This is a genomic window from Corallococcus llansteffanensis (assembly GCF_003612055.1).
GTDB lineage: Bacteria > Myxococcota > Myxococcia > Myxococcales > Myxococcaceae > Corallococcus > Corallococcus llansteffanensis.
Genome location: NZ_RAWB01000987.1, coordinates 1 through 1,649 on the forward strand (window position 1 = coordinate 1; position 1,649 = coordinate 1,649).

The window sequence follows — 1,649 nt, forward strand, 5'->3', positions numbered from 1 at the left end:
CTCCGGCGCGGTGCGCGACCAGACGAAGGGCCGGCGCGTGCTGCGGCTGGAGTACGAGGCCTACGCGCCCATGGCGGAGGCGAAGCTCGCGGAGATTGGCCAGGAGGTCGCGACGCGGTGGCCGGGTACGCGGCTGGCCATCATGCACCGCGTGGGCACGCTGGTGCCGGGTGAGCTGGCGGTCGTCATCGCCGCGTCCGCCGCGCACCGCCAGGAGGCCTTCCGCGGCTGTGAGCACGCCATCGAGCGGCTCAAGCAGGACGTGCCCATCTGGAAGAAGGAGTTCTTCGAGGACGGCGAGGTCTGGGTGGGCCTGGGGCCCTGAAGCAGCCCTAGCGAACGCCGAAGCTCGCGGGGACGTTGACGCGCGCGCCGCCGTCCTGCTGCCGCGAGGCCTTCTCCTGGTCCGTCAGGGGGCGCATCGGTTGATCCAACCCGAGCGTCTTGCGCCGCGCCTCCTCCTTCTCGTGGGCGGACTGGAGCGCGCGCGCGTTGTTCGCGGCGATGCGCGCCGGGTCCGGCCCCATGGTGAGGAAGGCGATGGGCGCGCTCAGGAAGAGGATGGCCACGGTGATGAGCCACGCCACGTCGCGCACGCGGAAGCGGCCCGCGCGCTCCTTCACCACCGAGGGCTGCACGAGCAGCCGCAGCTCTCCCTCCACGAGGCGCAGCGTCGTGCCCTCGCCCAGCTCCAGCGACGTGCGGCCCGGCGCGCCGGTCAGCTCCTCCGGGGCCACGGGGTGGAAGTCGTCGCCCTTGAGGCTCTTCTCCACGCGGGCCGACGGCGGCACGTGGATGCGCCAGCCCTTCGGGGTGCGCTCGGCCAGGAGGAAGGGCTCCTCCGGTAGCGTGAAGCCATAGAGGGGCAGGGGGGCCGTCTCGTCGGGCGCGGCGTGGACCTGGGACAGCTCGGGCCCGTAGCTCCAGGCCTCCGCCAGGGAGGTCCCCCAATACAGCTCGCAGAAGAGGCCGCCGTCCGCCACGTTGGCGGGAGGCGTGGACGCGGTGGGCATGTGGGGCCGGAGCATATTCCCCTCCTCCCTCCTTCGCCCGGCTTCCCGCGACAGGACGTCCCCTGGCGGACGCCCTTCGAGCCCGGCTGGCCGCATGGGGGGCGACCCCGGCTTCAGGTGCCGGCGAGGTTCTTCAGCAGGGTCTCCAGCGTCTCGAAGTGCAGCGGCTTCACCAGGTGCGCGTCGAAGCCCGCGGCCTTGGAGCGCTGCCGGTCCGACTCCTGGCCATACCCCGTCACCGCGACCAGCTTCATCACGCGGGGCTCCTCCTGCTGGCGCAGGAGCCGCGCCAGCTCATAGCCGTCCATCACCGGCAGGCCGATGTCCAGCAGGGCGATCTCCGGCTCGAAGCCCTTCGCGGCCTCCAGGCCGGTGGGGCCGTCGTAGGCCACGCGCGTCTCGCAGCCGAGGAACGCGAGCGACTCCGCGAGCACGTCCGCCGCGTCCCGGTTGTCGTCCACGATGAGCACGCGGGCGCTCAGGGACGTGGGCTCTTGCGGCACCAGCGCGCCGGGCCCCGGCGTGGGCAGGGGGGCCGGGGCCTGCTCCTCCAGCGCGGGCAGGCGCACGGTGAAGGTGCTGCCGCGGCCCCGGCCCGCGCTCTGTGCGCTGATGGTGCCGTCGTGCAGGGTGACG

Annotated in this window: 3 protein-coding genes; 1 reads left to right on the plus strand and 2 read right to left on the minus strand. The window is 73.3% G+C overall.

Features of this window, described 5'->3' with window-relative positions; genetic code table 11:
• The coding region (locus tag D7V93_RS42715; protein ID WP_147451672.1) for a molybdenum cofactor biosynthesis protein MoaE at window positions 1-325 on the plus strand (325 nt) is incomplete at its 5' end.
• Window positions 326-332: 7 nt separating this feature from the next.
• Here the strand turns inward: D7V93_RS42715 and D7V93_RS42720 are convergent.
• Window positions 333-1,028: a hypothetical protein gene (locus D7V93_RS42720; protein WP_244237843.1), complete on the minus strand. Its 696-nt coding sequence runs from the start codon at window positions 1,026-1,028 to the stop codon at window positions 333-335.
• A 98-nt stretch (window positions 1,029-1,126) separates the two neighbouring features.
• Window positions 1,127-1,649, minus strand: a 523-nt coding sequence (locus tag D7V93_RS42725) for a response regulator (protein ID WP_147451673.1), incomplete at its 5' end; no start/stop codon positions are given.